The sequence below is a fragment of the Amycolatopsis sp. 505 genome (genome assembly GCF_031625235.1).
In the GTDB taxonomy this organism is placed as follows: domain Bacteria; phylum Actinomycetota; class Actinomycetes; order Mycobacteriales; family Pseudonocardiaceae; genus Amycolatopsis.
In genome coordinates, this window is record NZ_JACKQP010000001.1 from 285,901 (window position 1) to 306,860 (window position 20,960).

Here is a 20,960-nt window from a genome sequence, read left to right on the forward strand (position 1 = left end):
GTTCCGCTTCCGGTACTGGCTTCCCGCTCACCCGGCTGGCAAGCTGCCAGCACCTCACCACGGAAGGACGTGCATGGCGGCACACCCGGCGCGGGCCCGGCGGATCGACGCGCGGGTCGTCGTCCTGAGCGCGCTGCTGGTGGTCGCGCTGCTGGCGTGGGCCGGGTTCGACTACCTGAAGAACCGGCTGGCCGGCGGCGGCTGCGACACGACGACCGCGGTGCACCTCACGGCCGCGCCGGACATCGCGCCGGTGCTGACCGAGCTCGCCCGGACCGTCCCGGCGCGGGACTGCTACTCCGTCGACGTCACCGCGAGCCCGTCGACGGCCACCGCGACCGCGCTGGAGGCCAACGGCGCGAACGGCCCGGACGTCTGGGTGCCGGAGTCGAGCACCTGGCTGCTGCAGGCCCGTGACGGCGGCGCGTGGAACCTCCCCGAGTCCGGTCAGCCGGTGGCGAGCTCGCCGGTGGTGCTGGCGCTGACCGAAGACGTCGCCAAGCGGGCCGGCTGGCCCGGGAAGTCGCCGTCCTGGGCCGACGTCCTGGCCGGGAGCCCGGTCGGGCTGCCCGACCCGGCCCGGGACCCGGCCGCCATCGGTGCGCTGATCGGCCTGCAGCAGGTGACCAAGAACGCGCCCGATCCGGCCGCGGCGTTCACCGAGGAAATCCGCAAGCTCTCGGCGGTGAAGCAGCCGTACACCGCGTGGCCGGCCTCGGAGCAGTCGGTGCTGGCGCGCAAGCTCGTCGCCGCCTACCCGGCTGCCGGGGTGCCGAGCTTCGACTACCCGTATGTCGTGCTCCCGCGGGCTTCGGAGGCCTCGCGCTCGGCGGCCGAACGGTTCCTGCGGCTGCTGCTCGACCAGACCGCCACCAAGGCGTTCGCGGACGGCGGGTTCCGGACGCCGTCCGGGCAGCTGCTCGGCGATCGTCCCCGCGACACCCGCACGGACGCCGGGCCGCGCCCGGCCGGCCCGCCCGCGCCCGAAGCGATGTACGGCGTGCTCCAAGCCTGGGCCGGGGCCAACCTCAGCGCCCGCGTCCAGGTGCTGCTCGACGTGTCCGGTTCGATGGCCGCCACCGTGCCCGGCACCGGCCGCAGCCGGATGTCGCTGACCCTGGAAGCCGCGACCCAGGGGCTCGGGCTGTTCAAGCCGACCACCGAGATCGGTCTCTGGCTGTTCTCGACCAAGCTCGACGGCACCAAGGACTACAAGGAACTGCTGCCGATGCGGTCGATCGCCGAGCAGCTGGCCGCGGGCGGGGTGGCGACCCTGCAGGCGGTCAAGCCGAAGCCCGGCGGCGCGACCGGGCTGTACGACTCGATCCTCGCCGCGTACCAGAACGCCCGGCAGAGCTGGCAGCTCGGCCGGATCAACGTCGTCGTCGTGCTCACCGACGGCCGCAACGAGGACAGCGACTCGATCGGGCTGCCCGGCCTGCTGTCCGAGCTGGGCCGGCTGCAGGACCCGCGGAAACCGCTGCCGGTGATCGGGATCGGCATCGGCCCGGACATCGATTCGAGCGAGCTCAAGCAGATCTCGGCCGCGACCGGCGGCGAATCCTTCACCACGCCGGACCCGCGCAAGATCTCCGACGTCTTCTACCAGGCACTGAGCAAGCTCATGTGCCAGCCGCCCGCCTGCAAGAAGTGAGGACCCCCGTGTTGGTGCAGACCGAACCGCCCGCGCCCCGGGTGGTCCGAAGACCGTCCACAGTGGTCATCGCCGCGTTCGTCGCCGGAGTGGTGCCGTTCGCATTCCACGTCTGGGCGGCCCTGCACGGCAGCCTCGCGCAGGACGACTTCGTCGTCACCCACCAGGCGGCCGCGGCCGGCCCGTTCGACCTCGGCTACCTGTTCCAGGACTACCACGGCCACCTGCAGCCCGGCGGGTTCTTCCTGGCCGCCGTGCTGACCTGGTGGGCGCCGCTGAACTTTCCGTTGCTGATGGCGCCTTTGCTGCTCATGCGGGCCGTCGCGATCGTGCTGTTCTGGTGCCTGCTGGTGCGCTGCTTCGGCCGCCGCTGGGCGATCCTGGTGCCGTTCACCGTGTTCACCGCGTCGACGTTGCTGCTGGTCCCGACGCTGTGGTGGTCCTACGGCATCCAGCTGGTGCCGGTGGTGCTGGCCACCGCCGGTGCGCTGCACGCCCACGTCCGGTACCTGCAGGACGGCGGGCGCTGGTGGCTCGGTGTCTTCGCCTGGACGCTGTTCGGCCTGGCGTTCTACGAGAAGGCCGCGGTGATCCCGCTGCTGCTGGCCGGCGTGACCGTCCTGCTCGGACGGTCGTGGCGCGAGCACGTCCGGTACTGGGCGGCGCACGCCCTGCTGCTGGCCGCGTTCGTGATCGTCTTCTTCGTGGCGACGTCGAGCCAGGTCGGCCAGGGGGAGCAGCCGATGTCGGCCGGCACCGTCGCCGACCTGACCGGCCGGATGCTCGGCGACACCCTGCTGCCCGGGCTGGCCGGCGGGCCGTGGTCGGGCCCGGGGGCGGGCGCGACCTGGGCGCCGTCGCCGTTCGTGGTCGTCGTCGCGCTGCTGACGGCCACGGTGGCCGTGGTGGTCGCCGGCGTGCGGACCGGCGGACGGCGGGCGTGGGGCGCCTGGGCGCTGCTCGCGGCGGTGTTCGCCGTGGACGTCGCTCTGCTCGCGCTGACCCGGCTGCGCGAAGTCGGCCCCGGGGCGGGTGACGACCCCCGGTACGTCGCCGATCTGGCGCTGGTGGCCGCGTTGTGCGGCGCGTTCGCTTTTCTGTCGCCGGGTGCGCCGTCCGGCGGAAAGCGTGAGCGGCCGATCGCCGTAATCGTGTGCGTGCTTCTGCTCGTCAGTTCCGCGATCGGCTTTTCCCGGCTCGCCCCGGCGCTGCGGTTCGAGCATTCCGGGCAGTACCTGGGAAATGTGCGCGCGGCCGTCGCCGAGGACCCGGATCTGGTGTTCTACGACACCTTCGTGCCGTCCGATGTGGTCCACGAATGGTTCGGGGCGGACTCGCGGGCGTCGCGCGTGGCGGGCCTGCTGCCCGGCACCCACTTCGACCAGCCGGCGAACCGGATGCACCAGCTCGACGCCGCCGGTACCCCGCACCTGATCACCGGCGTGGAACCGGTTTCCCGCAGCCGGCCCGGACCGGTGCCGAACTGCGGGAACACGATCGGCGAGACGCTGGTGCGCATCCCGCTGGACACCCCGGTGCTCGGCCGGCACCTGCTGAAGCTCGATTACTACACTTCGGACGGTGGCGAAGGCCTGGTCGAGCGGACGCCGGTGTGGTTCCAGGCCGGGCTGCACTCGCTGTACCTGCCGGTGGACGGCCTGTACGACCACATCGGCGTGCAGCTGTCCAGCCCGGGCGCGCCCGTGTGCCTCGCGAAGATCGAGATCGGGAAGCCGGTGACTCAGTAGGGGTCGTACGGGCTGTCGTGGCCGAGCAGCCGCGCGACCGGCCGCAACCGCAGGCGCAGCAGCACCTTGAGCACCACGTTGCGCAGGAACCAGGGCAGCTGCGCCAGGACGCGCAGCCGGTCCGCCGTGGACGGTGGCGCCAGCCGGAACCGCGCCAGCGACGTGGCCCGGTCCAGATAGGTGTACCGCCGTCCGAAGAGGACCTTCACGATCGTGCCGAGCGTGACGCCGATGGACGAAAAGCAGTCGTGGACCAGGATTTCCGCACCCGGCGGCAGGTGCGCCGACCAGCGCAGGTCGTCGGTGTAGGTCCAGTAGTCGTGCTTGCCGTCGATGTAAAGCAGCTGTATGGGCCGGTCCCAGTCAGGGCGCAGTTTCGTGCTGTAGCCGGCGACCAGCTCGACGACGTCGTCCAGCCCGGCCCGCCGGATGTTGCGCTCGAACAGCTGCCGCGTCGGCGATCCGCCGAACAACCGGCCGTCCACGAAGGGGTCGACGGCGATCACCGTGGCCCCGACCGTGCGGGCCGCGGCGCCGAGGACGATCGTGGACCGGCCCTGGTGGCTGCCGATTTCCAGGACGACGTCACCCTTTTCGAGGCGGCACGCGGCGTCCCACAGCGCTTCGCCCTGTGCGCGCGTCATCCAGCCCTTGACCGGCTCGGCCAGAGCCCAGGCATCTTCGAAGGAGATGGCGCACCTGCCAGGGGTTCGGGGGACTCGGGAAAATCGTCGGCACATGGTAGCCAGGTTTCGGCCTAGTATCTACCGGATGGTAACCGCCACCCGTGAACGGACCCGGGACAACGCTCCGCCCTCGAGCGGCGCCCGGAAGTTCTCGGTGGGCGCGTTCTTCCGCCGGCCCAGCACCTGGATCGTGCTGGCCCTGACCACGTTGTCCTTCCTGCAGATGCCGGGGAAGACGACGTTCGACACCAAACTGGACCTCGCGGTCGACCCGCTCGCCTTCCTCAGCCGCGCGCTGCACCTGTGGAACCCGGAGGCGACCGCGGGGGAGCTGCAGAACCAGGCGTACGGCTACCTCTTCCCGATGGGCCCGTTCTTCGCGCTGTGCCAGGCCGTGGGCGTCCCCGCGTGGATCGCGCAACGGCTGTGGGGTGCGGTCCTGCTTTCGGCCGCGTTCGGCGGCGCCCTGCTGCTCGCGCGGGCGATGAAGATCGGCTCCGAGCGCACCCGGCTGATCGGTGCGCTCGGGTACGCGCTCGCGCCGCGCATGCTGACCGAAATCGGCGGCCTGTCCGCGGAAATGCTGCCCGCGGTGCTGCTGCCGTGGGTGCTGGTGCCGCTCGTGCGGGCCGGGGCGATCGGCTCCCCGCGGCGAGCCGCCGGGCTGTCCGCGCTGGCCGTGCTGTGCATGGGCGGGGTCAACGGCGCGATGGTCGTGATGGCGCTCGTCCTCCCCGGGCTCTGGCTGCTGACCCGCCGGTGGACCCGGGCGCACGTCGAGCTCGTGCTGTGGTGGTTCGTCTTCGTCGTCGGCGCGACCCTGTGGTGGATCCTGCCGCTGCTGCTGCTCGGCGAGTACAGCCTGCCGTTCCTGGACTACATCGAGTCCGCGACGAACACGACCGCGCCGATGTCGCTGTTCGAGGTGCTGCGCGGCACCAACCAGTGGGTCGCCTACGTCGTCCAGGGCACGCCGTGGTGGCCCGGGGGCTGGTCGCTGATCGACAACCCGGTGCTGATGCTCGCCACCGGGCTCGTCGCCGGCGTCGGCCTGTTCGGGCTGACCCGGCGCGGCCTGCCGGACCGGCGGTTCCTCGTGCTCGGCGTGGTCACCGGGCTGACCCTGCTGACCATCGGGTACGTCGGCACGCTCGACAGTCCTCTGGCCGAGCAGGTCCGGCACCTGCTCGACGGGCCGCTCGCGCCGCTGCGCAACGTGCACAAGTTCGAGCCGGTGCTGCGGCTGCCGCTGATGCTGGCGTTCGTGCACGGCATCTCCGGCCCCCGTCCGGTGCGGTCCGCGCGCCGGTTCCTGCGGCCCGCGCTGGGCCTGCTGCTGGTGCTGGTGATGGCCGCGCCGGCGTGGCTGCTGAACCTGCGGTCCGGCCCGGGCTGGAACGAAGTTCCCGGCTACTGGTACGACGCGATGGGGTACGTCGCCAAGGCCGACCCGAACGCGCGGACGCTGCTGCTGCCGGCCACCGGCTTCGGCGAATACGACTGGGGCCGCACGGTCGACGAGCCCGCGCAGGCGATCGCGCGCAGCCCGTGGGCGGTCCGCAACCAGGTGCCGCTGGGGTCCGAAGGGAACACGCGGCTGATGGACTCGGTGGACGCGGCGCTCGCCGACGGCCGCGGCGACCCCGGGCTCGCCGCGCTGCTCGCGCGCTCCGGCTACCGGTTCCTGCTGCTGCGCAACGACATCGACCGCGAACGGACCGCGGCCCCGCCGATCGCGACCCTGCGCGCCGGGCTGGCCGGGTCGCCGGGGATCGCCAAGGCGGCCGTGTTCGGCCCCCTCGAGGTCTACGAGGTCCGGAAGCCGGTGCCGCTGGCCACCGCGACGTCCACCACGGACGTCCCGACGGTGAGCGGCGGCCCGGAGAACCTGCTGCCGCTGATCGACTCCGGGCAGCTCGACCCGGCGACGCCGACCGTGCTCACCGGCGACGGCGGGTCGCCCGGCGGCCCGCGGCTGGTGACCGACGGCCTGCGCCGGGCCGAGCGGAACGTCGGCGGGGTCCGCGACAACCTCAGCCAGACGCTGACCGCGGGCGAGGCCTACCGCCAGCAGCGCGCGGCGGGTGACCTGCTGCCGTTCCCGGGCCAGGAGCACCAGACCGTGGCCGCGTACCGGGGGATCCGCTCGGTGACGGCGTCGACGGCGGCGTCGTTCGCCGACGCCTTCGGCGGGTCCGATCCCTCGCACCAGCCGTTCGCGGCGATCGACGGCGACCCGCGCACGGCGTGGCACTCGTCGTCGTTCACCGGGCCGATCGGCCAATGGCTCGAGGTCGAACTGGACACCCCGCGGCTGGTGAACACCATCCAGCTGGAAATGGTGGACGACCTGCGGGTGGGCTGGCCGCCGACGCGGATCCGGATCACGACCGACAACGGATCGGTCGACCAGCCGGTGATCCGCGGGGCCGGGCTGCACGAGTACGCCGTCGCCGCCGGCCTGACCCGCAAGGTGCGGATCACGCTGCTGTCGCTGGTGGTGGGGCGGCAGGACGGGAACGTCGGCATCGCGGAGCTGACAATCCCGGGCACCGAGCCGCAGCGCGCCCTGGAAGTGCCCGCGGACCTGCCGACCGGGCCCGCCCCCGGGTTCGCGTTCACCCGCGGCCAGCAGCCGCGGTACGCGTGCCTGCCGCTGGGTGCCGCCGTGCGCTGTGACGCCACGGCCGCCCGTGACGGCGAGGAGCCCGACGGGATCCGGCGGCTGTTCAGCACCCCGGCGGAGCAGACGTACCTGGTCGGCGGTTCGGTGCTGCCGGCGGGCGGCGGCCGCAACCCGGTGTCGCTGCCGGGGGTCACCGTGGCGTCGACGTCCCAGCTGGGTGGCGACCCGGCGGCGGCCGGGTTCGCGGCGGTGGACGGCGATCCGGGCACGACGTGGCGCCCCGACGTCACCGACCTGCGGCCGACGCTGACCCTCGGGTGGCCGTCGCCGAAGCGGATTTCGGGGCTGCACATCGAGGTTTCGCCGGCCAGTGGCGCGCGGGCACCGCGGCAGGTGGAGCTGACCGGCCGGTCCGGGACGCGGACGGTGCAGCTCGACGCGAGCGGGTCGGCGTCCTTCGAGCCCCTGGACACCGACCAGCTGCAGCTCGTGCTGCCGGGCGACGACGACGATCCCGCGGCGCGCGCGGTGGTGGGCGTCGGCAGCCTGACGCTGTCCGGCAGCGACGGCCTGCTGCCGGCGCCGGACCCGGCGTTCACGGTGCCGTGCGGGTCCGGGCCGAACATCCACCTGGACGGGCTCGACTACCGGACGTCGGTGCAGGGCAAGCTGTCCGACATCACCGAGCACCGGTCGCTGACGCTGGGGATGTGCCGCGATTCGGAGGGTGGCATCGCGCTGCCGGCGGGCGGGCACGAGCTGCGGACGGACCGGTCGGAGTCGTTCGTCGTCCAGGACCTGTGGCTGAAGCCGGCGGGGAGCACGTCGCCGCCGGTGCACCGGGCGGTCCAGGTGGGTGCGTGGGACGCGGCGTCGCGGTCGGTGACGGTGGGGCCGGGCGCGGAGGCGGTGCTGGCGGTCCCGGAGAACGCCAACGCGGGCTGGACCGCCACTTTGGACGGACAGCAGCTGACCCGCACCCGGGTGGACGGCTGGCAGCAGGCCTGGATCGTCCCGGCGGGAGCGGGCGGCGTGGTGTCGCTGTCGTTCACACCGGACGCGCACTACCGGTCGAGCCTGTTGATCGGCGCGGCGGCGGTGCTGCTGTTGCTGGTGGGCGTCGCCTGGCCGGCCCGCCGCCGCCGGTTCACGATCTCGCCCGGCGGTTCCTGGATCCCGGTGGTGCTGATCGGGTTGCTGGTGGCGCTGGGCGGGATGTTGCCGGTGGTGCTGCTGATCGCGTGCCTGCTGGCCCGCCAGTTCTCGGAGCGGGCGCCGAGGTACCTGGCGTTCGGCGGCATGGCCGTGGCGGCGGCGGTGTCGGTGACGGGCCGGATCCTGGGCCACGGCCAGGAGTGGGCCTACGGCCCGGTCACCCAAGCCGCCCTCCTGCTCGCCGCGGCCGCGATGGTGGCGACGTGCGTGGATTGGTTCGTCCGAAAGCAAAACCCGACGGAACCGGCCGTTTAACCCCACCCGAAGAGCCGGCCCCCGTACCTGGAAGGCCGACACGCGTACCTGGGTGGACGACACGCGTACCTGCTTGGACGACACGCGAGTGGTCCGGTGGGCTACGCGTGTCGTCCGTTCAGGTACGCGTGTCGTCCGGCTGAGTACGCGTGTCGTCCGGCTGGGTACGCGATAGCGCGCCGGAACTGTCGGTGCCTGGCGGTAGCGTGGAAAACGGGGGCTGCTCAGGCCGGTTTGCGGGGCCGGAACTCGAGGAACGCCCCGGCCGCGGCCAACGCGCCGGCCGTGCACGCCGCCGCGGTGACCACCTGGGTGGGTGATCCGTGCAGCCACGTCGTGATCAGCAGCGCCTCCACGCCGACTGCCGACCACATCAGGACCGTCACGCGGCGGTCGCGGTCGGCCAGCCGTGCGTACAGCAGGATCTGGACCAGCGCCAGCATCGAACCCGCCAGGGCGAACGGCCACACCGGCATCGTGCTGCCCGCGTACCGCGCGCCGCCGATCACCGCCAGGAGCGAGGGGCCCAGCACCAGCGACACCAGCAGCACCAAGGCGTCCAACCCGCCGCACACCAGCAGCGCCACCGGCAGCACCCGCCGACGCCGGTCGGACACCGCGAACCGCGGCAGCACCAGCACCCCGACCGCCTGCGGCAGCCAGTACGCGATCTTCGTGACGATCGCCCCCAGCGCGTACTCGCCCGCCTCGCCCGCCGGAAGCGTGTGGCGCGCCAGGACCAGGTCCAGGTTGACCAGCAGCACCAGCGCCAGCATCGCCTGCGCCGTGTGCAGCACCTCGCCGCCGTGGCGGTCGGCCCAGCGGGGCCGCGGGCGGCCGCAGAGCTGCCAGCCCGCCACCACCACCGCGAGCGAACCCGCCGCCGCGCCGGCCAGCGCCCCCGTCGGGGACCCCGAGAGCACCAGCCCCACCAGCGATCCGCCGACCTTGCCGGCGCCCTCCAGCGCGATCAGGCCGGACAGCACGGCGAACCGGTGGCTGCCCTGGAGGAGCCCGTGGAACACGCCCAGCAGCGTCAACGGCCCGAGCGCCGCCGTCACCAGCAGCGCCGGGGCCAGCGAACCCAGGTGCAGCAACAGCACCAGCAACGGGCTCAGCATCAACGCCGTCGTCGCGACGATCGCGCTCGTCACCAAGCCCAGCGCGAACAGCGAACCCTGGGACAGCGACGGCGAGCGGGCCACTCGCAGCGCCACCACCGTCTGCAGGCCCATCGCCGGCACGACGCCGATCACCAGCACCGCCAGCAGCGAGCTCAGCTCCCCGAACGCGCCGGGCGCGAGGATCCGCGCGGCCGCCAGGCTCAGCACGTAACTGGCCGCGTTGTTGCCCGCGAGCGCGAGCGAGACGAGGATCGCCGCGACCCGGTTGCCCGTCCGGGCCGGGACTTCGGTGTCTACGCTCAACGGCGGGCTCCCGTTACCGGTGGGTAATGACCAGGGACCATAACCGCGCACGCAACGGAAAGGAAGGGCCGTGGACGCACCGGGCAGGCGGCTGGCCCTTCCCGCGCTGGCGGCCGCACTGGCGTTCGCCGTCTGCGGGCCCCTGCTCGGACGCGGGTTCGTCCTGAGCTACGACATGGTGTTCGCGCCCCGGCAGTACTTCGTGCCGGACGCCTTCGGGGTCGGCAGCACGCTGCCGCGGTCGGTCCCCGCCGACGCCGCCGTCGCGCTCGCCACCACCGTGCTGCCCGGCGACATCGTCCAGAAGCTCGTGCTGCTCCTGGCCATCTTCTTCGCCGCCCTCGGCGCGGGACGGCTCGTCCCCACCGAACGCTTGGGTACCCGGCTCGTCGCGGCGACGGCCTACGCCTGGACGCCGTACGTCGCCGAGCGGCTGTTCATCGGGCACTGGCCGCTGCTCCTGACCTACGCGGCCCTGCCGTGGCTCGTCGGCGCCGGACTCGCCGTGCGCGCCCACGAACCCGGTGGCCTGCCGCGGCTGGTGATCGCCGGCGCCCCGGCCGTGCTGACCCCGCCGGGCGGGGTCCTCGCGGCGGCCGTCATGGTCGTCGCCGCCGGATCGCGCCGGCTGTGGCAGACGGTTCCGCTCGCCATCGCGCTCAACCTGCCCTGGCTGGTCCCGACGTTCCGCAACGCCGGGGGCACGTTCTCCGACCCGGCCGGCGTGTCGGCGTTCAGCGCCCGCGCCGAAAGCTGGGGCCCCGCCCTGCTGAGCGTGCTGGGCCTCGGCGGCATCTGGAACGCCCAGACGGTCCCGGAAAGCCGGTCCGTGCCGCTGGTTCCCGTGCTGACGCTCATCGTCGTCGCGGTGGCGGTCGCCGGACTGTGGCCACTCGCGCGCCGCTGGGGGAAGGCCCCGGTCCGCTCCCTGACGGCTCTCGGCGTCCTCGGCGTCCTCCTGGCTTCGCTGGCGACGTTGCCGGGCGGCGACACGCTGCTCACCGCCGCGACGCGGTACCTGCCCGGGGCCGGACTGCTGCGGGACGCCCAGAAATGGGTGGCCTGGTGGGCCTTGCCGCTCGCCCTGGGCTTCGCGTTGGCCGTCGAAGCCGCCGCGGCGAAGCTGAACACCGCGCGGGGACGCGTCGGCTTGGTGACGGCGGCGGTCGTCTTCCCGCTGCTGACCATGCCGGACCTAGCGTGGGGAGGTTTGGGACGGCTGGCCACCGCGCAGTACCCGGCCGACTGGCAGGCAGTGTCCGAAAAGCTCGGTGACCGGCCCGGCGACGTGCTCGTGCTGCCGCTCTCGGCGTTCCGCGGGTTCGCCTGGAACGACGACCGCACCCAGCTCGACCCGGCGCCGCGCGTGCTGCCGAAACCGGTGCTGATGGACGACACCCTGCTGGTCGGTGCCGAGCGGATCGCCGGTGAGGACCCGCGGATCGGGGACGTCAACGCGGCGACGTCCGCGCGCGAGCTCACCGACGCCGGCATCGGCTGGGTCCTCGTCGAACACCGGACACCCGGCTACGTCGACCCGCGATTGCTCGCCGGCGCGACGCCGGTGTGGTCGGGTGAGTGGCTGACGCTGTACCGGACCCCGGGTGAGCCCGCCGTGAAAGCGATCTCGTGGGCGCCCGCCTTGCTGGCGAACGGAGTAGCGCTCGCGTTGCTGTGCGTCGCAGTGTTGTGCCGCATGTTACCGATGCGTACATTGGGCCGCGGCAGGATTCTCCCGCCGCGGAAGGAGTGACACGTGGGCACGGTCATCGGCGCGATCGTCGCCGTCATCATCGGCGGCGGAGCGGCGACAGCGGGGGGCTTCGCCCTCATCACCTCGGCCAACCCGGACACCGCCGCTCCGGTGCAGGAGAAGCTCAACGCGCAGGTGAAGTACAACCCGGCCGACCACCCGCTCAAGCTCTACGGGGACCACTGACGCTCGCCTCCGACCACGCCCACCGCGTCGTCGGGCTCTACGGCGACCCCACCGTTTCCTGGAGCATCCTCCTCGAAGCGGAACTCGGCGCGGCCGCACCGGAACCGGAGAAGCTCCGGGCCCGGCTGGCGGCCGCGATCCAGCAGTACCCGCACCTCGGTGTGCTGCCCGGGATCGAGCGGATCGGCGACCTGGCGGAAGTCCGGAATCGCTTCGCTTCGGCGCCCTACGAACGGGACGCGCCGCTGGTGCGCGTCGCCGTCGGCGAGCGGACGCTCCTCATCGCCGCGCACCACGGCGCTCTGGACGGCCTCGGCCTGCTGTCGCTGCTCGGCATCCTCCTCGACGTCCCGGTTTCCTCGGGGGCACGCGGGATCGGTGAACGGACGGGCGGCAAACCCTTTGCCCTTTCGGCCCTCCAGCGGCTCGCTGAGGCGCTTTTCGCGCCCCCAGGCCGGATCACGCCCGACCGAGGGAGCGAGGGCGTGGGAGACGTCTTCGTGGCCTGCCACGAGCCACGCCTGCGGTTGGGGGCCGCGGGGTTCGTCGCGGCCGCCGCCCGCGCCACCGAACGCTGGAACCGCGCGCACGGGGCCCGCACGGCCCGGGTCGTGGCGGCGCTGGGCGCGTCACGGAGGTCCGGTGCGGCGCCGGAACCGGTGCACGACAGCGCGTTCTTCCGGCTGCGGCTGGCGCGCGGCGCGGACGTCGCCGCGGTCCTGCAGGCTCAGCCGCCCGAGCCGGACTTCCCGGCCCGCAGCAGCCGGCTGGCCCGGCTGGGCACGCGGTTGCTGGCCGGCCGGCTCGGGTCGACGTTCCTGGTGTCGAACCTCGGCGTGGTGTCCACCGGGGACACCGTGCGGACGCTGGCGTTCTACCCGGCGGCGAGCGGCCGGTCAGGCGTGGCGTTCGGCGCGGCGACCACCGGCGGCCGGACCACGGTCACCGTGCGGGCCCGCCGCAAGGACTTCGACGCGGCCGCGGCCGCCCGGCTCCTCGGCGAGTTCCGGGACGCGGTGCGGGACCAGGGTCCGGGGCCGGGGGACCGGCTGCCCGGAGACGCTCCGCACCAGTGACTCGAACTGGCCGACACTGGCGTCCCAGCTGTACTTCCCGGCCCGCTCGGCGCCCGCCAGGCCCATCTCCGCACGGCGGAGACCGTCGGCGAGCAGAGCGTCGACCTGCGCGGTGAAGTCGTCGAAGTCGTCGGCCAGCAGGCCGGTCCGGCCGTCCACGATGGACTCGGTGACGCCGCCGGCGGCGCGGTAGGCGACCGAGGGGACGCCGTGCGCCGCGGCCTCCATGATGACGATGCCCCAGCCCTCCTTGACCGACGGGCACAGGTGCAGCCACGAGCGCGCGAGGATCTCGTGCTTGGCCTGCTCGTCGACCCAGCCGTGCAGGACGACCCGGTCGGCGACCCCGCGCGAAGCCGCGTGGTCGCGCAGGACCTCGTCCCACGGCCCCTGCCCGACGACCTCCAGCCGCAGCGACGGCCAGCGCCGCGCGAGCCGCGCGACGACGTCGATGGCGTGCTCGATCCGCTTGTGCGGCACCAGCCTGCTCACCGCGACCAGGGTCGGTTCACGGTCCCGTCCGGACGCGCACGGCGGGGGTGCGTCGAGGCCGTTGGGGACCACCGTGACGCGCTCGCGGCCGATGCCCAGCTCGGCCAGTTCCGCCTTGGTGACCTCGGAAACCGTGACGTAGGAGCACTTGCGGAACAGCCGCGGCGCCAGCCGCGACTCGATCCACCAGCCGACCCGGCCCAGGGTCTCGCCGAGCGCGCTGATCCACTGTTCCTTGTGGACGTGGTGGACCAGTACCAGCACCGGGCAGCCGGCGACCAGCCGGGCGAAGAACGGCATCCCGTTCTGCACGTCCACCACGAGGTCGGCGCGGGCGTGGCGGATCGCGCGCAGGGCGTGCAGGTAGACGCCGAACTTGTTGCCCCGCCGCCGGTAGCGGACGCCGTCGCGCCACTCGCCCGCGGTCGCTCCCGGGTAGGCGGCGCACTGGATCTCGACCCGGTACCCCGCGCTGGCCAGGCCTTCGGCCATCCGCTCGACGTACCGCTCCGAGCCGCCGCCTTCGGGGTGGCCGGTGTCGCGCCAGTTGAGGAGGAGCACACGAGGACGTTGCATCGGGTTTTTCCAAACTGTAGCGACGGTGCTAGGTTACTGGTGCGTACACCCTAGATGAACGTATTCCGGAAAGCGACGGTTCAATGGTAGGTAATCCGGTTCTCGTCGCGACGGGGCAACCGCATCGCGCCACGCTCCGCCGGTCCGTGACCCTGTTCCGGACATTCCTCACCGAGCAGACCGACCCGGACGGCTTCTATTCCGTGCTCGCCGCCGACTCCGTCCGGCAATTGGCCTCGCACGCTCCGCTGTCGGGGCGCACGGTGCTCGACGTCGGCGGCGGGCCGGGGTATTTCTCCGACGCCTTCCGCGCGGCCGGCGCGGTCTACCTGGGCCTCGACCCGGACGTCGGCGAGCTGTCCGCCCGCGGCGAGCCGGGGGAGAACATGATCCGCGCCAGCGGCACGGAACTGCCGGTGCGCAGCGGATCCGTGGACATCTGCTACTCGTCGAACGTGCTGGAGCACGTCTCCGAGCCGTGGGTCATGCTCGAGGAGATGTGCCGGGTGACCAAGCCCGGCGGCACGGTCTTCGCGTCGTTCACGCCGTGGTATTCGCCGTGGGGCGGTCACGAGACGGCGCCGTGGCATTTCCTCGGCGGTTATTACGCCCGGCAGCGTTATGCCCGGAAGCTCGGGAAGCAGCCGAAGAACAAATTCGGCGAAAGCCTGTTCCCGGTTTCGGTCGGCGCCGCGCTCCGCTGGGCGAAGGCGACGCCGCTCGCCGATCTGGTGGCCGGGTATCCGCGGTACCACCCGGGCTGGGCGATGTGGATCGTGCGGATTCCCGGCCTCCGCGAAATCGCGTCCTGGAATCTGGTCCTGGTGCTGCGGAAGCGCTGATTCAGGTGCGGGCGTAGACCGCCTGGCGCCGCTGCCTCGGCGCCGGCGGCGGGGCCGGGCGGCGGCGGACCAGCAGGTAGACCGCGACGAGGATCAGCACCCCGCCGCCGATGCCGAGCCAGAGCGGGCCGGTGCTCGACAGGAACTCCAGCTTGCCCTTGTTCGCGTCGATCTGGTCGACCATCTGCGCGATCGTCTTGCCGTTGTAGGCGAGCGTCCCGTCGAACACGACGGTCGGCGTGCCGCCGGTGGCGCGGCGCAGTTCCTGGTGCTGCTGTTGCTGCTGCTTCACCTCGACGCCGGTGACCGGTTCCACCCACATCGTGTTGACGCCGCGGTAGTACAGGTCCGCGTCGACGCTCGACTCGGTGGCTCCGACGAGCGAGCCGGGCACCGACTTCGTCTCGAGCTTGGTGTCCGGGATGTCCTGCACGAACTTGTAGGTCTCGATCCCGTTCACCTCCTCGACGCCGGTGAACCGGGCGGTGACGGCCTTGCCCGTGTTGTCGTCGTAGACCGGGTAGTCCTTCTGCTCGGTGCCGAAGGGGAACTTGAAGTTCAGGCCGGGCTGGGCCTTGTAGATGTTCTGCTCGGGCGGCTTCTGGCCGTCCTTGTCGGCCTTGTCCTTGAGCTCGGTGACGTAGCTGCTTTCCTTGGTGCAGCTCGGGTCGGCCGCGCCGCGCGGGTCGTAGCCCTCGGCGGTGCGCCGGTCGAAGCAAACCTGGCGCTTGCTCGCGGTGATGACGGTGCCGTCCGCGTCGTCCTTGACCTGCACCGCGAGCAGCCAGACCGCGTAGTCGGTGTCGGTGTGCATCTCCGGCCGGGCGAAGTTCGCCTGGACGCGGGCGGTGGCGGTCAGCTTCGCGTTTTCCCGGATCTCGGTGACCGGGCCGGTGCCCTTGTCGGTCACGGCGAGGACCTTGCTCGCGGTGCCTTCCAGCACCGACGTCGAATCCTGGTCGAGCGGCACCTTGGCGAGCTTCGGGTAGACGTAGGTCGGCAACAGCACCGCCCCGGCGACCGCGAAGACCCCCAGCGCCAGCAAGATCAGGCCCACAGCTCGTCGCAACGGTCCTCCTGGGTGGACACAAATTACCCGGCGGTAATCAGGTGCACGGATAGTGGCCCGCGCCACGTCGCGCGTCAAAGTGTGACCGGCGGTCACAGACTTCCGGTGCGACCGGAAGGTCGCATGCGCACGGCCGTTCGGACCAAGCGACCAAACATGTTTGTTCCCGGGCACAACGGGCCCGGCCGCACCATCGGACGATCCCCAGCCGCCGCGCCGGACCGAGAAGGAGAAAAGCCCTTTTGCCCCAGGACCCCTCGATGGTCGCCATCGCGGCGACCGCGCGCTGGCGGGCCCGGATCGTGGCGGCGGCCGCGAGCGCGGGAATCACCCTCACCGACCCGCTGGCGGGAGTGCCCGGAATCCGGGTGCTGACGTGCGCCTCGGGCGACCTCGCGGCGATCGTCCCCCGGCTGGACCGCGGCACCGCCGCGGCCCGGCCGGCGATCGGAGCGCATTCGGACTCGATCGCCGACCGGGAGCTGAGGGACGCGGTGGCGGACGTCGCGGCCCTGCTTTCGTTGCACGGCAACGTGGTGCTGGACCTCGACGCGGGCGGGCGGCGGTCGCGTCCGGCGCGCCCGGACGTGGTGGTCTCGGCCGGAGTGGACCGTCCCCAGTGGACGGAGCCGGCGGTGACGCTCCCGGTCGGGCGCGACCGGCGGGGTGGGCCGCTGAAGGTGGCCCTGACGGCGGGCCCGGGTTTCGAGGGGGCGTTGCTGGAGCTGGCCCGCTTGGTCGAAGCCGACGCGGCTTAGCCGGTCAGTCCTCGCCGAGGATCGCCGTCGCCCGGATCTCGACCCTCATGCCCGGCGCGCCGAGTGCCGCCACGCCGAGCTGGGTCCAGATCGGGGCGCGGTCGCCCATGCGCTTGCGGAACTGCTCCACCATCACCCGCGTGTGGTCGTCGCCGATGGTGTCGTCCGCCGTGGGGAGGTGGAACGAATCCACCGAGACGACGTCCGCCCAGGTGGCGCCCGCCGTGGCCAGGGTGCGCTCCACGTTGTCGAACGCCCGGACGATCTCCTCCTCGAGGTCCGCCGGGAACACCGTGTCGTCGTCCCAGCCGCCCTGGCCCGAGATCTCGACGCGGTTGCCGATGCGGACCGCCTGGCTGTAGTGCAGGGCGGCCAGGTGGCGCGGGCCGTAGCCCGGGGTCACGAAAAACACGGTGTCTCCTCCGATTGACTTCACGCTTGAAGTCAAGCTAGCACAACTTCAAGCGTGAAGTCATCCTGCGGCGGATAGGGTGCCACCCATGGGCACGGATCACGGAGGCACGCGCTGGCTCAGCCCGGCCGAAAAGGAAGCCTGGACCGGGCTGGTTTCGCTCATCCTGCTGCTCCCGGGCCGCCTCGAAGCGCCGCTGCAGCACGAAGCCGGCCTGACGCTCTTCGAGTACCTCACCCTCAGCCACATCTCGGAGGCGCCGGAGCGCCGCCTGCGGATGAGTGAACTCGCCTACCTGGCCAACGGTTCCCTGTCCCGGCTGTCCAATGTGGTCAAGCGGTTCGAGCAGCGCGGCTGGGTCGAGCGCTCGCCCGATCCCGGCGACGGCCGGTACACCCTGGTCGCCCTCACCGACGCCGGGTTCGAGGTGGTCGAGGCCGCCGCGCCGACGCACGTGCGCAGCGTCCTGGACGTCCTCGACCCCCTCACCGCGGCCGACCAGCAGGCGCTCGCCCGGATCGCCGCCAAGCTGCGCGTCCGGCCCGCCGATCTGGGCCAGGCGTGATGTTCAGGGACGTTGCTCGAGGTTGCGGTGATCCGCGGCGGCCTGTCCCCGGACACCCCGGCTAGGGCCTGTATCGAAGTGGGTCAGAGCCATTCGTTGATGGCCGCGATGTGAACGGTGGTTTCGTAGCGGACGGCGAGCTTGTCATAGCGAGTGGCTACCCCACGGTGGCGTTTGAGCCTGTTGATGCCACATTCCACGGCGTGACGCTGCTTGTAGATCTCGGGATCGAAGGCCGGTGGCCGGCCACCCCTCGACCTCTTGGCCTTGCGGGGCGCGTCCTGATCAGCCTTGCTCGGGATGGTCGCCTTGATCCCACGACCGCGCAGGTGAGCTCGATTGGCCTTCGAGGTGTAGGCCTTGTCCGCCGACACCCGATCAGGACGCGCCCGCGGCCGGCCGACGCCCGGAGTGGTCCCTCCGGGCGGCTCGGCTTGCAGATGCCCCTTTTCCGCGCGCCCGCCGCATGCTGATGCGCCCGCGCGATCGTGGAATCCGCGCTCGCGTCCCACGGATTCGCCCGACCGCCTCTGCCGCGGCTTGCAACGCGGTCGGAATCGCCTGCTAGACACCGGCACGTTGCCAGCGCCGGAACAGCCGATAGGCCGCGGCCCAGGATCCATACCCTGCGGGCATGTCCCGTCACGGCGCACCGGTGCGCACCCGCCACCGGATTCCGTCAAACAGCTGCCGTCTGCTCCACAACGACGGCCGACCGGGCCGTGACGACACCGGCAGCAACGGCTCCAGCGCTGCCCACTGGTCGTCGGTCAGGTCAAACCGCCCCGCCACCGCCAGGGTGTCCACGAGGTCTCCGGTATTCAGGTTCTTCTTGGTCGACGAACCACCTACCGGAGACCTCACCCATGTCGGCTACCGACACGCCCAACAGCGCCGACTCAGCTCCACTTGCTCGAGACGACTTCGATACAGGCCCTAAAGGTCTTCTTCGACCCACTCCAGCAGGTCTCCCGGCTGGCAGCCGAGCACCCGGCACATCGCTTCCAGCGTGCTGAAGCGGACCGCTTTCGCGCGGCCGTTCTTCAGCACCGCGATGTTGGCCGGCGTGAGGCCGACCTTCTCGGCGAACTCCCCGACGCTCATCTTCCGCTTGGCCAGTTCGACGTCGATGCGCACGACGATCGGCATCAGATGACCGCTTCCAGGTCGGACCGGAGCGTGGTCGCCTGGCGCAGCAGGGCGCGCATGACCACCATCAGCAGCCCGATCACCGTGATCGCCACGGTCACCAGGAACAGCAGCATCGGCATCCCCGGGTCGTCCGCGTTGAAGCCGACGAAGAGCAGCATGCCGACGAACACCAGCCACGCCGCGGCCACGGACCACACGATCGCGTCCACCCACTTCAGCGACGCCGTGGTGAAGATCCGGTCCTTCTTGACCAGGGTCAGCAGCTTCCACGTCGCGACGACCACCACCTGGACGCACAGCACCAGGAAGACCGCGATGGCGGTCAACGGCCAGCGCAGCGGCGCGTCGTGCGGGTTCTGCTGCGCGTGGTAGGCGATCCCGCCCGGCAGCGACAACGTCTGGAACACGACGAGGACGCCGAACAGCACCACGAGGAACACTCTGAGCGCGGCGACAGCCCACTTCTCGGTAACCATGCGCCGACTATCGCCGGGTTCCTATCGAAAGTCAATCGGTAGTGATCGAAAAGCGATCATTTCGGCTCGGGATCCAGGCGGACCGACTCGAGTGCGACGTACAGCTCGCCGACGTCGACCGGGTCGGTGAGGTCGCGCTTGGTCAGCTCCTGCACGCGGCGCAGGCGGTAGCGGACCGTGTTCGGGTGCACGAACAGCCGGTCCGCGGCGTCCTTCGCCGAGCCGTGGCCGGCGAACCAGGCCAGCAGCGTGTCGAGCAGGACCTTGCGCTCCGCGCCCGGCAGGGCGAGCACTCCGGCCAGTGCCGAGCGGACGACGTCGCGGGCCATCCCCGGCGCGGCCGCGACCAGCGTCGTCACCGGCGAATCGCCGAACACCACCACACCCGCGGTCGCCGCCGGCAGCGAGCGGCGGGCGATCCGGGCCCGGTGCAGGGCGTCCGGGACCTCGGGGAAGCCGGTGAACGGCCTGCTCATCCCGGCCGCGACCGGCAGCGAACCCAGCACGTCGCGCAGCCGCCGGACGTCCTCGATCCGATCGATCGCGACCAGACCCGCCTCGCCGCCGGGGCGCCACGCCGACCGCCAGCGCCGCGCCCGCAGCAGCGCCTCGACGGAGTCGTGCTCGTCCGGCTCGACGCGTTCGGTGACCACGGCGACGAACATGCCCGCGGTCGGCAGGCCCAGCTCGCGGGCCGCGGCCTCCATCTCGGCCTGACCGGCGAGCCGGCCGCGCAGCAGGTCGTCCAGCAGCCGCGCGTTGGCGTGCGACGGCTCGGCCGCGACCTCCTCATAGGCGGTGGTCAGCGCTTCCGAGTAGTAGTCGATCGCCTTCCAGACGTAGGAGTTGATCTCGATCGTCCGGGCCGGGTTGAGGAACTCCGGGCCCGCGAGCTCGAGCAATCCTTCGTAGACGAAGGTGCCGCCGATCCGGAACGCGCGCAGCACGGCGGGCAGCGGGATGCCCTGGCGCGCCTGGGCGAGGCCGGTCTTGCGGGCGGCGTCGAGGGAGAGGCCGCGGCCTTCGGCCAGTGCCGTCAGCGCGCGTTCGAGGTTGGCCTCGCAGACCTGCCGCAGCTCGTCCGGGGCGGCGTCGGCCACCTGCCGGTAGAACTCGTCCTGCTCACTGAGCAGCCGGGCGAGGCGGTCGGCGAACTCCGGCAGCCGGGTCAGCATCTCGCGGACCAGTTCGCGGTGTTCGCGAGAGACCGGCCTGGCCGGAGCTTCGATGCCCATTCCTCACTTTAGCTCGGGTCTGCCGCCCGGGACACGCACGAACTTGAGCAAAATTCATGTCCACCGGGTGATCGACGTCGTGAGCTCTTGACGGCTCAGGCCGGTTTGCGTGCGGTCAGGTAGACGTGCGGCTCCGGGCCGGCGCCGGGGTGGTCGGGCACGAACTCGGCCTCGTCGGCGCGGACGATTTCGAGGCCCGCGGCCTGCAGCCGCTCCTTCAGCGGGCCGACGGCGAAACTGTACGCCCGGACCGGGTGCCCCATGAAGACGATGTCGACGCCGTCGACGTCGGCCGGCACGGTGGCGAAGACGAGCAGGCCACCGGGCTTCAGCCAGGCCGCCAGTCGGCCGAACATGGTTTCCTGCTCGGCCCGGGGGAGCTGGAGCATCGAGAAGAAGGCGGTGATCGCGTCCCAGGTGTCGTCCTCGAAGGACAGTTCGCGCATGTCACCGAGCTCGAACCGGGCGGCGGGCACCTGGCTGCGCGCGATCTCGACCATCTTCGGGGCGACGTCGTAGCCGGTGACGTCGTGGCCGCCGGCGACCAGGGATTCGGCGGTGGGGCGTCCGGTGCCGGAACCGAGGTCGAGCACCTCCGCTTCCGGCGGCAAGGCGTCGAGCAGGTCGGTGAGGGCGGCGCGGTGCCCGGTCGCGGTGCGGAAGGCGTGCTCGTAGTCGGTGCCGAGCGCGTCGAAGACTTCGGCGGCGGTTTCGGGGCGCGTCATGCCCGGGACTCTGCCAGACCTAGGATCGCGCC

At 72.0% G+C, this 20,960-nt stretch carries 19 protein-coding genes; 8 read left to right on the plus strand and 11 right to left on the minus strand.

Annotated elements, in window-relative coordinates; translation table 11 throughout:
- Positions 1 to 73 precede the first annotated feature (73 nt).
- Both H5965_RS01455 and H5965_RS01460 read left to right on the plus strand, forming a co-directional pair.
- On the plus strand, positions 74 to 1,654 hold the full coding sequence (locus H5965_RS01455) for a substrate-binding and VWA domain-containing protein (protein WP_310967329.1): 1,581 nt from the start codon (positions 74 to 76) through the stop codon (positions 1,652 to 1,654).
- Positions 1,655 to 1,665: 11 nt separating this feature from the next.
- Positions 1,666 to 3,402, plus strand: a complete 1,737-nt coding sequence (locus H5965_RS01460; protein WP_310968462.1) for a hypothetical protein — start codon at positions 1,666 to 1,668, stop codon at positions 3,400 to 3,402.
- Here H5965_RS01460 and H5965_RS01465 read toward each other — a convergent pair.
- A complete protein-coding gene (locus H5965_RS01465; protein WP_310967330.1) occupies positions 3,396 to 4,046 on the minus strand; it encodes a class I SAM-dependent methyltransferase in 651 nt (216 codons plus the stop codon). The genes H5965_RS01460 and H5965_RS01465 overlap by 7 nt on opposite strands.
- A 127-nt stretch (positions 4,047 to 4,173) precedes the next feature.
- Between H5965_RS01465 and H5965_RS01470 the strand changes: the two genes are divergently transcribed.
- Positions 4,174 to 8,184: an alpha-(1->3)-arabinofuranosyltransferase gene (locus tag H5965_RS01470; RefSeq protein ID WP_310967331.1), complete on the plus strand. Its 4,011-nt coding sequence runs from the start codon at positions 4,174 to 4,176 to the stop codon at positions 8,182 to 8,184.
- Between the two features lie 224 nt (positions 8,185 to 8,408).
- On the opposite strand, the gene H5965_RS01475 is transcribed toward H5965_RS01470, so the two are convergent.
- Positions 8,409 to 9,611 (minus strand): polysaccharide biosynthesis protein, encoded by a 1,203-nt coding sequence (locus H5965_RS01475; RefSeq protein ID WP_310967333.1) that lies wholly within the window; start codon positions 9,609 to 9,611, stop codon positions 8,409 to 8,411.
- Positions 9,612 to 9,681: 70 nt separating this feature from the next.
- Here H5965_RS01475 and H5965_RS01480 point away from each other — a divergent pair, with 70 nt between their 5' ends.
- Together H5965_RS01480 and H5965_RS01485 are read left to right on the plus strand one after the other, a co-directional pair.
- Positions 9,682 to 11,364, plus strand: coding sequence for a hypothetical protein (locus H5965_RS01480; protein ID WP_310967335.1), 1,683 nt, complete (start codon positions 9,682 to 9,684; stop codon positions 11,362 to 11,364).
- Positions 11,365 to 11,367: 3 nt separating this feature from the next.
- Positions 11,368 to 11,550 (plus strand): hypothetical protein, encoded by a 183-nt coding sequence (locus tag H5965_RS01485; RefSeq protein WP_310967336.1) that lies wholly within the window; start codon positions 11,368 to 11,370, stop codon positions 11,548 to 11,550.
- An 896-nt stretch (positions 11,551 to 12,446) separates the two neighbouring features.
- On the opposite strand, the gene H5965_RS01490 is transcribed toward H5965_RS01485, so the two are convergent.
- Complete coding sequence (locus H5965_RS01490; RefSeq protein ID WP_310968463.1) at positions 12,447 to 13,679, minus strand: glycosyltransferase family 4 protein; 1,233 nt, start codon at positions 13,677 to 13,679, stop codon at positions 12,447 to 12,449.
- A 161-nt stretch (positions 13,680 to 13,840) separates the two neighbouring features.
- On the opposite strand from H5965_RS01490, the gene H5965_RS01495 reads away from it, so the two are divergent.
- Positions 13,841 to 14,536 carry a class I SAM-dependent methyltransferase gene (locus tag H5965_RS01495; RefSeq protein ID WP_310967337.1) on the plus strand — a complete coding sequence of 232 codons (696 nt, stop codon included), beginning with the start codon at positions 13,841 to 13,843 and terminating at the stop codon, positions 14,534 to 14,536.
- 1 nt (position 14,537) lies between these two features.
- On the opposite strand, the gene H5965_RS01500 is transcribed toward H5965_RS01495, so the two are convergent.
- Positions 14,538 to 15,605 (minus strand): DUF3068 domain-containing protein, encoded by a 1,068-nt coding sequence (locus H5965_RS01500; RefSeq protein WP_310967338.1) that lies wholly within the window; start codon positions 15,603 to 15,605, stop codon positions 14,538 to 14,540.
- Between the two features lie 260 nt (positions 15,606 to 15,865).
- On the opposite strand from H5965_RS01500, the gene H5965_RS01505 reads away from it, so the two are divergent.
- Positions 15,866 to 16,363: a hypothetical protein gene (locus tag H5965_RS01505; RefSeq protein WP_310967340.1), complete on the plus strand. Its 498-nt coding sequence runs from the start codon at positions 15,866 to 15,868 to the stop codon at positions 16,361 to 16,363.
- Positions 16,364 to 16,367: 4 nt separating this feature from the next.
- Here the strand turns inward: H5965_RS01505 and H5965_RS01510 are convergent, their stop codons facing one another.
- A complete protein-coding gene (locus tag H5965_RS01510) occupies positions 16,368 to 16,775 on the minus strand; it encodes a RidA family protein (protein ID WP_310967342.1) in 408 nt (135 codons plus the stop codon).
- An 88-nt stretch (positions 16,776 to 16,863) separates the two neighbouring features.
- On the opposite strand from H5965_RS01510, the gene H5965_RS01515 reads away from it, so the two are divergent.
- Entirely contained in the window at positions 16,864 to 17,340 is a 477-nt protein-coding gene (locus H5965_RS01515) for a MarR family transcriptional regulator (protein ID WP_310967344.1), read from the plus strand.
- Positions 17,341 to 17,423: 83 nt separating this feature from the next.
- On the opposite strand, the gene H5965_RS46095 is transcribed toward H5965_RS01515, so the two are convergent.
- From H5965_RS46095 to H5965_RS01540, 6 genes are all read right to left on the minus strand, one after another.
- Complete coding sequence (locus tag H5965_RS46095; RefSeq protein WP_396136850.1) at positions 17,424 to 17,714, minus strand: transposase; 291 nt, start codon at positions 17,712 to 17,714, stop codon at positions 17,424 to 17,426.
- Between the two features lie 268 nt (positions 17,715 to 17,982).
- Positions 17,983 to 18,147: a transposase gene (locus tag H5965_RS46100; protein ID WP_396136851.1), complete on the minus strand. Its 165-nt coding sequence runs from the start codon at positions 18,145 to 18,147 to the stop codon at positions 17,983 to 17,985.
- A gap of 129 nt (positions 18,148 to 18,276) precedes the next feature.
- Positions 18,277 to 18,489, minus strand: coding sequence for a helix-turn-helix transcriptional regulator (locus tag H5965_RS01525; RefSeq protein WP_310967346.1), 213 nt, complete (start codon positions 18,487 to 18,489; stop codon positions 18,277 to 18,279).
- Positions 18,489 to 18,968: a DUF2975 domain-containing protein gene (locus tag H5965_RS01530; protein ID WP_310967347.1), complete on the minus strand. Its 480-nt coding sequence runs from the start codon at positions 18,966 to 18,968 to the stop codon at positions 18,489 to 18,491. Before H5965_RS01530 ends, H5965_RS01525 begins: the two co-directional genes overlap by 1 nt.
- Before the next feature lie 56 nt (positions 18,969 to 19,024).
- The gene (locus H5965_RS01535) at positions 19,025 to 20,203 is read right to left on the minus strand and encodes a helix-turn-helix domain-containing protein (protein ID WP_310967348.1); all 1,179 of its coding nucleotides are present in this window, start codon (positions 20,201 to 20,203) and stop codon (positions 19,025 to 19,027) included.
- Positions 20,204 to 20,298: 95 nt separating this feature from the next.
- Positions 20,299 to 20,928, minus strand: coding sequence for a class I SAM-dependent methyltransferase (locus tag H5965_RS01540; RefSeq protein WP_310967350.1), 630 nt, complete (start codon positions 20,926 to 20,928; stop codon positions 20,299 to 20,301).
- Positions 20,929 to 20,960: the final 32 nt, after the last annotated feature.